General features: G+C 59.4%; 7 protein-coding genes. 4 read left to right on the top strand and 3 right to left on the bottom strand.

Features of this window, described 5'->3' with window-relative positions:
* Positions 1–97: 97 nt before the first annotated feature.
* Positions 98–2,293: an OsmC domain/YcaO domain-containing protein gene (locus B9Z31_RS01165; protein WP_100117734.1), complete on the bottom strand. Its 2,196-nt coding sequence runs from the start codon at positions 2,291–2,293 to the stop codon at positions 98–100.
* Between the two features lie 166 nt (positions 2,294–2,459).
* A complete protein-coding gene (locus tag B9Z31_RS01160; protein WP_100117733.1) occupies positions 2,460–3,107 on the bottom strand; it encodes a response regulator in 648 nt (215 codons plus the stop codon).
* A gap of 232 nt (positions 3,108–3,339) precedes the next feature.
* On the opposite strand from B9Z31_RS01160, the gene B9Z31_RS01155 reads away from it, so the two are divergent.
* The 4 genes from B9Z31_RS01155 to B9Z31_RS01140 are packed head-to-tail and all read left to right on the top strand — an operon-like array spanning position 3,340 to position 7,903.
* Positions 3,340–5,055 carry a long-chain fatty acid--CoA ligase gene (locus B9Z31_RS01155; RefSeq protein ID WP_100117732.1) on the top strand — a complete coding sequence of 572 codons (1,716 nt, stop codon included), beginning with the start codon at positions 3,340–3,342 and terminating at the stop codon, positions 5,053–5,055.
* 24 nt (positions 5,056–5,079) lie between these two features.
* On the top strand, positions 5,080–6,093 hold the full coding sequence (locus tag B9Z31_RS01150) for an LLM class flavin-dependent oxidoreductase (RefSeq protein ID WP_100117731.1): 1,014 nt from the start codon (positions 5,080–5,082) through the stop codon (positions 6,091–6,093).
* Positions 6,094–6,122: 29 nt separating this feature from the next.
* Entirely contained in the window at positions 6,123–7,142 is a 1,020-nt protein-coding gene (locus tag B9Z31_RS01145) for a methionine synthase (RefSeq protein WP_100117924.1), read from the top strand.
* A 14-nt stretch (positions 7,143–7,156) separates the two neighbouring features.
* A complete protein-coding gene (locus B9Z31_RS01140; RefSeq protein ID WP_100117730.1) occupies positions 7,157–7,903 on the top strand; it encodes a 2OG-Fe dioxygenase family protein in 747 nt (248 codons plus the stop codon).
* A 34-nt stretch (positions 7,904–7,937) separates the two neighbouring features.
* Here the strand turns inward: B9Z31_RS01140 and B9Z31_RS01135 are convergent, their stop codons facing one another.
* Positions 7,938–8,423 carry a YajQ family cyclic di-GMP-binding protein gene (locus B9Z31_RS01135; RefSeq protein ID WP_100117729.1) on the bottom strand — a complete coding sequence of 162 codons (486 nt, stop codon included), beginning with the start codon at positions 8,421–8,423 and terminating at the stop codon, positions 7,938–7,940.
* Between the last annotated feature and the right edge of the window lie 29 nt (positions 8,424–8,452).

The following is an 8,452-nucleotide window of genomic DNA, read 5'->3' as shown; positions in this document are numbered from 1 at the left end:
GTGCGGTTGGGTGGCCATGGGTTTTCCCAAAAGCAAGACACCGATAGCCCGTCATTTGTGAATTTCTTCACGGGCCAATTCAGCTTTTTTCAGATCCTCAAACCGCCAAGCGGGCACGTCCAGCGTGCAGCTTCTTGTAGCTGTCCATCAAGCGGTGGTGCCTGTCCAGACCCTCCAGCTTCATGCTGGTGGGTGTGAGGCCAAAGAAGCGCACACTGCCATGGACCGAGCCGATGACGGCGTCCATGCGCTCTTGGCCAAACATCCGGCGAAAGTTGTGCGCGTAGTTTTCCAGCCCGAGTTCTGGATCGCGTTGCACCTCAAGCACCACGTTCAGGGCTTGGTAAAACAATTTGCGATCCACGGTGTTGTCGTTGTATTGCAAGAAGGCGCCCACCAGGTCTTGGGCCTCTTCAAATTGCTTCAAGGCCAGGTGAATCAAGAGTTTCAGCTCCAGCACCGTCAGCTGGCCCCAGACAGTGTTTTCATCGAACTCGATGCCGATCAAGGTGCCAATGTCCAGGTACTCATCGAGTTCGTTGTTGTCCAAGCGATCGAGCAGTGCAGTCAATTGGGCATCGTCCAAGCGGTGCAGGTTGAGGATGTCTTCGCGGAACAGCAGTGCTTTGTTGGTGTTGTCCCAAATCAAATCTTCCACCGGGTAAACCTCTGAATAGCCCGGGACCAAAATTCGGCAGGCGATGGCGCCCAGTTGGTCATGCACCGCGGTGTAAGCCTCTTTGCCCATGCTCTCAAGAATGCCAAACAAGGTGGCCGCTTCTTCGGCATTGGCGTTTTCGCCTTGCCCAGAAAAGTCCCAGTCCACAAATTCAAAGTCCGCTTTGGCGCTGAAAAACCGCCATGACACGATGCCGCTGGAGTCGATGAAGTGCTCCACAAAGTTGTTGGGTTCGGTGACGGCGTTGCTCTCAAACGTGGGGGGCGGTAAATCGTTCAAGCCTTCAAAACTGCGGCCTTGCAGCAACTCGGTCAAGCTGCGCTCCAGCGCCACTTCAAGGCGCGGGTGTGCGCCGAAGGAGGCAAACACGCCACCTGTGCGCGGATTCATCAAGGTGACGCACATCACGGGGTAGGTGCCGCCCAAGGAGGCATCTTTCACCAGCACAGGAAAGCCCTGCGCTTCGAGGCCTTGGATCCCCGCCATGATGCTGGGGTATTGGCTCAGCACGTCTTGCGGCACATCGGGCAGGCAAATTTCACCTTCCAGGATTTCGCGCTTGACGGCGCGCTCGAAAATCTCAGACAGGCACTGCACTTGTGCTTCGGCCAGCGTGTTGCCCGCGCTCATGCCGTTGCTGACAAACAAGTTTTCAACCAGGTTGGAGGGGAAGTAAACGACTTCGCCATCCGACTGGCGCACATAAGGCAAAGAGCAGATGCCCCGCTCGGCATGGCCCGAGTTGGTGTCGATCAGGTGCGAGCCGCGCAGCTCGCCATCGGGGTTGTAAATGCGCAGGCAATGGGCGTCCAAAATCTCTCGGGGCAGCGCATCTTTCTTGCCGGGCTTGAACCAGCGTTCATTGGGGTAGTGAACAAAGGCCGCATGGGCCATGTCTTCGCCCCAGAATGCGCCCGCATAGAAGTGGTTGTTGTTGAGGCGCTCGATGTATTCGCCCAGCGCAGAGGCCAATGCGCTTTCTTTGCTCGATCCCTTGCCATTGGTGAAGCACATGGGCGAGTGCGCATCACGGATGTGCAAGGACCACACATTGGGGATGATGTTGCGCCAAGAGGCAATTTCAATCTTGATGCCCAAGTCGGCCAGGATGCCGGACATGTTGGCGATGGTTTGCTCCAAGGGCAGGTCTTTGCCGAGGATGAACGTGGGGTGGTCTGTGCTGGGCTGCAGGGTCAGCAAGGACTGTGCATCGGCGTCCAGGTTGTCCACTTCTTCAATGACAAACTCGGGCCCAGCCTGCACCACTTTTTTGACGGTGCAGCGCTCAATCGAATTCAAAATGCCCCTGCGGTCCACCTCTTGGATGTCCGCTGGCAATTCCACTTGAATTTTGAAGATCTGTTGGTAACGGTTCTCGGGGTCAACGATGTTGTTTTGCGAGAGCCGGATGTTTTCTGTGGAAATTTTGCGGGTGTCGCAATACAACTTCACAAAATAGGCAGCGCACAGCGCCGAAGAAGCCAAAAAATAGTCAAAGGGGCCAGGGGCCGAGCCATCGCCTTTGTAGCGGATGGGCTGGTCGGCAACGACGGTGAAGTCTTCGAATTTGGCTTCCAGACGCAGTTTGTCCAGAAAGTTGACTTTGATTTCCATGGGCGATCTTCAAAAGGGACTCAAAACCATGCGAGCGCTCGGGTTCGCCATCATGTGGGTGCCCAGTATATAAAGCCCCGCTGGAAAAAAATGGGCCCCAAGGGGAATGATTTCCCGATGGGGCCCGGTCTCACCCGCTGTCATGGTGGGCAGACGTGCAAAGCGGTCACGCTATTGGAGCGGCACCGTTGGCATCTTTGGCATGGGCTTCGGCATGGCGTGCGGCCAGGAAAGCCGTGAAAAAGCCATTGAACCAATCCATGTTGATGGGTTTGGCCATGAAGATGCTGCCTTGCGGCAAGCCCCCGCGGCTTTCAATGTCTTCGGGCGACAGTGCCGACAACACCAAGGTGGTCATGCGGCTGAATTGCGGGTTTTGGCGCAAGGTGCGCAGCAATTCGAAGCCGTCCACACCGGGCATGTCCAGGTCGGTGATCAGCACGTCAGGCTGGATGCTGGCGATGTCGATCAAGGCCTCCAGGCCCGACGACATGGCGGTGCAATCCACGGGCAGGGTGGAGCGGTTGCAGTAACCGCGCAGCATTTCACGTGTGACGGCGTCGTCTTCTACGAGCAGCACGCGCAAGCGGGTGTCACGCGGCTCGCTTGGGAGGGTCAGCATGTGGTGCTTGCGTTGGTAGTCGCGGATAGAAGCCATCGAAATTCTTCGATGGCCGCCTTGCGTTTTCCAAGCTTGCAGCTCATTTTTTTCGACCAAGGTCTGAATCGTGCCGACCGACAAGCCGAGCAGCTTGGCTGCATAGGTGGTGCCGCAGTGGTCTTCAGGGGTGTCAGGTGTAGTTTGGGTTTGCATGGGGCTTATTTTAGTAATAAAAGTATAAAAAACTATCTTTATGGGGCATTAAAAATACTCAAATGTTCAAATGATGGCTTTGGCGTGTCCACATTCGGGGTGGTGGCGTGTTGGCTGGAGTCGTTGCGCTCAGGCTGGCCGCAGCTCGCGCGTCTCCCCCGTGACAAAGCCCGAAGTCCAGCCATGCCGGTGGGGGATTAACATGGATTCAAACCACACTTGGAGACTGTCGATGCCCGCCCATGCCGCTGTTTGGCCCGTCCGCTTGCCTGCCAAGATCACCCCGCCAGCCACCTCACTGTGGATGAACTTGGCCGTCAGTGCCCTGCGTTACCCCGAAAAAGCGGCCTTGGTGTTCATGGGGCGGGTCTGGACTTACCGGGCGTTGATGGCGCAAGCGGAGCACGTGGCTGGGCAACTGCGCGCTGTGGGGGTACAGGCCGGAGACCGCGTGGTGCTGGACATGCAAAACTGTCCCCAACTGGTGATCACACACTTTGCGATTTTGCGCATCGATGCGGTGGTGGTGCCCGTCAACCCGATGAACCGGGCTGAAGAGCTCAAGCACTACATCACCGACCCCGACACGCGGGTGGCCGTGACCACGGCCGATTTGGCCCCTGAGCTGGCGCAGGCCAGCGCTGCCTTGCCGCCGGAGCACCGTCTGAAGCACTTGGTGGTGACGCAGTTCACCGATGTGTTCGATGGCGAGACAGTGGGGCCCGAAGACATGCCTGAGGCATGGCGTCCTTGGTTGCTGCCTGTGCGTGAGTTGCCCGCTTTGTCCTCCGGTCAAGTGCACGCATGGTCCGATTGGATGGCCGCCCCTGCGGCAGACTTGCCGCCACCCCAAGCCAAACCCGATGACTTGGCGGTATTGCCTTACACCAGTGGCACCACGGGCTTGCCCAAGGGGTGCATGCACACCCACGGGACCCTGATGCACAACGCCATGGCCAGCGGCTTGTGGGGCAACGGCACCCCCGAGAACGTCACGCTGTGCGTGGTGCCCATGTTCCACATCACCGGGATGGTGAGCGTGATGCACACCAGCATTTTGTTGGGCGCCAGTTTGGTGATCATGCCTCGGTGGGACCGCGATGTGGCCGGGCACCTGATCTCCAAATGGAAGGTGACCCATTGGACCAACATTCCCACCATGGTGATTGACTTGTTGGGCAGTCCCAACATGGCGCGCTATGACCTCAACAGCTTGGTCTACATCGGCGGCGGCGGCGCTGCCATGCCCGAGGCTGTGGCCCAGCGCTTGTTGGAGCAGTTTGGGCTGCGCTACGTGGAAGGTTATGGCCTGACCGAAACGGCGGCCCCCTCGCACACCAACCCACCCGATGCGCCCAAAAAACAGTGCTTGGGCATCCCCTTCATGAGTGTCGAGTCGCGCATCGTGGACCCTGAAACCCTGGTCGAATTGCCGCCAGGCGAGTCGGGCGAAATCGTGATCAGCGGCCCTCAGGTCTTCAAGGGGTATTGGAAACGCCCCGATGCCACGGCGGACGCCTTTTTTGAGCGCGATGGTTTGCGGTTTTTCCGCTCGGGTGACATGGGGCGTGTCGACGAAGCGGGTTACTTTTTCATGACCGACCGGCTCAAACGCATGATCAATGCCAGCGGCTTCAAGGTCTGGCCTGCCGAAGTCGAGGCGCTCATGTTCCGCCACCCTGCCATCCAAGAAGCGTGCATCATCGCGACGCGCGATGCCTATCGGGGCGAGTCGGTCAAAGCCGTGGTGGTCTTGCGCCAAGGCCAGCAAGGTCTTGTGAGCGAGCAAGACATCATCGATTGGTGCCGTGAGAACATGGCGGTTTACAAAATGCCCCGCGCTGTGAGTTTTGTGGATGCGCTGCCCAAAAGCGGCAGCGGCAAAGTCATGTGGCGGGCCCTGCAAGAAGCTGAAATGGCCGCTTTGGACACGTCCTCCAAGGCCTGAAGTTTTCAGTCCAGTGATTTTTGAATGAACCCGAAACTGTCGATCCTTGACCAATCCGCCGCGGCCACTGGGCGCGGCCAGGATGCCACCCTGCGTCAAACCCTGGCGCTGGCACAAAAAGCCGAGGCTTGGGGCTACCACCGTTTTTGGGTGAGCGAGCACCACAGCCACCCCAGCATCGTGGGCAGCGCGCCCGAAGTTTTGATGGCCGCGATTGCAGCCCGGACACAACGCATCCGCATCGGCAGCGCGGGCGTCATGTTGCCGCACTACGCCGCCCTGAAAGTGGCCGAGCAGTTTCGCGTTTTGGATGCGCTGGCCCCTGGCCGCATCGATCTGGGTGTAGGGCGTGCCCCCGGCAGCGACGGGCGCACGGCGCAACTGCTCAACCCTGACCGCAGCGCCTCTGAGCGCTTTCCTCAGCAGGTGATGGAACTGCAAGCCTGGGTGGGGGGGCACAACTTGCCGCCCGGTCATCCGGGCCACAACGTGTTCGCCTACCCGCAGGCGGACACCTCGCCAGCCGTCTGGATGCTGGGCAGCTCGGATTACGGCGCCCAGTTGGCCGCGCATTTGGGGCTGCCTTATGCGTTCGCTTACTTCATCACCGACGGGCAGGGGGCTGACGAAGCCTTGCAAATTTACCGCGAGAGTTTCCGCCCGAGTGCGGCCTTGGCCACACCCTCGGCCGCTTTGTGCGTCTGGGCCTTGGCTGCGGACACCGACGAGGAAGCGCTGCGCCTGTTTGAAAGCCGTGCCCGCTGGAAAATGGACCGAAATCTGGGCCGCATCGGGGCACTCTTGCCGCCCGAAGACGCGGTGCGCGACTACAGCCCCGCTGAGCAGTTTGCCCTCGAGCGGCTGCGCGATGCAGCCCTGATCGGCTCGGCGGCCACCGTTGGCCGCAAACTGCGCCAATTGGCGGCGCGCTTGGAGGTGCAGGAACTCGTCGTCATCACTTGGACGCATGACCCTGCTGCACAATGCCGATCGTATGAACTGCTGGCCCAAGAATTTGGACTTGCGGCACACTCCTGACTTTGTTTTTTTCACCCAAGGACATCCCCATGTTTACCACTGCGATTGCTGGCAGCTTGCCCAAACCCGCCTGGCTGGCCGAGACCGAAAAACTCTGGCCCCAGTGGACCACCCAAGGCCCCGAGCTGCAGCAAGCCAAGGCCGACGCCACGCTGCTGTGGATCAAAGCGCAAGAAGACGCCGGCCTGGACGTGATCGGCGACGGCGAGCAGGCCCGTCAGCACTTTGTGCACGGCTTTGTGGAGCAGGTCGAGGGCATCGACTTTGTGAACAAAGTCACCATGGGCATCCGCAACAACCGCTACGACGCGCAGGTGCCTCAGGTCATTGCGCCGCTGCGCCTGAAGGGCCGTGTGCACGCTTTTGAGGCCCAACTGGCCCGCGCCCACACGAAGAAGAAACTGAAATTCACCTTGCCTGGCCCGATGACCATCGTGGACACCGTGGCCGACCGTTTTTATGGCGACAAGGTCAAGATGGCCATGGCCTTTGCCGAGTTGCTCAACCAAGAAGCGCTGGCGCTGCAAGCCGATGGCGTGGACATCATCCAGTTCGACGAGCCAGCCTTCAACGTCTACATGGACGACGCCGCCGATTGGGGTGTCAAGGCCCTGGAAGTGGCCGCGCGGGGCCTGACCTGCACCACGGCCGTGCACATTTGCTACGGCTACGGCATCGAAGCCAACAACAAATGGAAAGAAACCTTGGGCCACGAATGGCGTCAGTATGAAAAGGTGTTCCCAGCTTTGGCCAAGAGCAGCATCCAGCAGGTGAGCCTTGAGTGCATGCACTCGCATGTGCCCATGGAAATGATGAAGCTGCTGGAGGGCAAAGACGTGATGGTGGGCGTGATCGATGTGGCCAACCCGACCATCGAAACCGCCGAAGAAATCGCCGACACCATCGGCCGTGCTTTGCAGTTCGTGCCCAAGAACCGCCTGATCGCCTGCACCAACTGCGGCCTGGCCCCCATGAGCCGTGCGGTGGCCGAGGCCAAGCTCAAAGCCTTGGCCGAAGGTGCGAAACTGGCCAGCCAACGTTACGCCTGAAACCGAGACCGCTCATGCCCCAACAAATGCTGCAGCCCCCACTGACACCACCTGACCTGCTGAACGCCACGCTGGCGGACCAGGGGTTTGCGGTGCTGGGGTCTGCCAGCGTTTGCGCTTTGGCTGGTATTTCAGTGGAGGCCTTGAAGGCACTGGCGCCCAGCTGGAACGATTTGCCGCCTGACCAGTACCTCAAAGACGGTGGGCGCTACCGCCGTCGCCGGCACGCCAGTTTTGAGGTCACGCGAGATGAGTTGCGCGCCATGCCGCACCGTGCCCATTGGCAGCCGCTGTCTTACAACGCCCTGCATGGCGGCATGCAGCGTTGGTTTGAACCGATGGCCCCCGAGGTGGTGCAGCAAGCGGTTTGGTCGCAATTGCTGCGTTGGCTGGCCCGGGTGGCCTGTGCGGCGCAGGGCGATCAAACCTGGTTCACCGAGGCGCACCAGTTTCGCATTGACACCACCGACGGCATTGGCCGCCCCACGCCCGAGGGGGCGCACCGCGATGGCGTGAATTGGGTGGCGGTGTTTTTGGTGGGCCGCCACGGCATCAAGGGCGGCGAAACACGGGTGTTTGACATGGACAGCCCGCGTGGCCAGCGCTTCACCTTGAGCGAGCCTTGGTCATTGCTGCTGCTGGACGACAGCCGCGTCATTCATGAGACCACCCCGATCCAGCCGGAACAAGAAGGCGGTTGGCGCGACACCTTGGTCATCACCTTGCGTTCGGGGGGCTTCCTCGATGAGCCTAAACGCTGAGTCCAAACGCTGAGCTTGCGGGCCGCAAACCTGATCAGTCGCGGAAGTTGTCGAAGGACAGGGGCAACTCGGTCATGTCCTTGCGCAACAGGGCCATGGCCGCCTGCAAGTCGTCACGCTTGGTGCCGGTCACACGCACAGCATCGCCCTGGATTGACGCCTGCACCTTGATCTTGCTCTCTTTGATGAGTTTGGTGATTTTCTTGGCATCTTCGGTTTCAATGCCATTTTTGACCTTCACCACTTGCTTGACCTTGTCGCCGCCGATTTTTTCGACTTTGCCAATGTCCAAAAAGCGCACGTCGACGTTGCGCTTGGTCAGTTTGTTGCGCAAGATGTCTTCGACCTGCGTGAGCTGAAACTCCGCATCGCCGAACATCGTGATCTCTTTGTCCTTGAGTTCGATGTTGGCCGAGGTGCCTTTGAAGTCAAAGCGGGTGCCGATTTCTTTGGCAGAAGTATCGACGGCGTTGCGCACTTCAACCATATTGGGTTCGCAAACGGTATCAAACGAGGGCATGGCAGTAAAAGTCCGAGGGTTGAGAATGC

This window comes from Limnohabitans sp. G3-2, from assembly GCF_002778275.1.
Taxonomy (GTDB): domain Bacteria; phylum Pseudomonadota; class Gammaproteobacteria; order Burkholderiales; family Burkholderiaceae_C; genus Limnohabitans_A.
The sequence above is the reverse complement of the archived record's forward strand: the minus strand, read 5'-3'. Positions and strand labels throughout refer to the sequence as shown.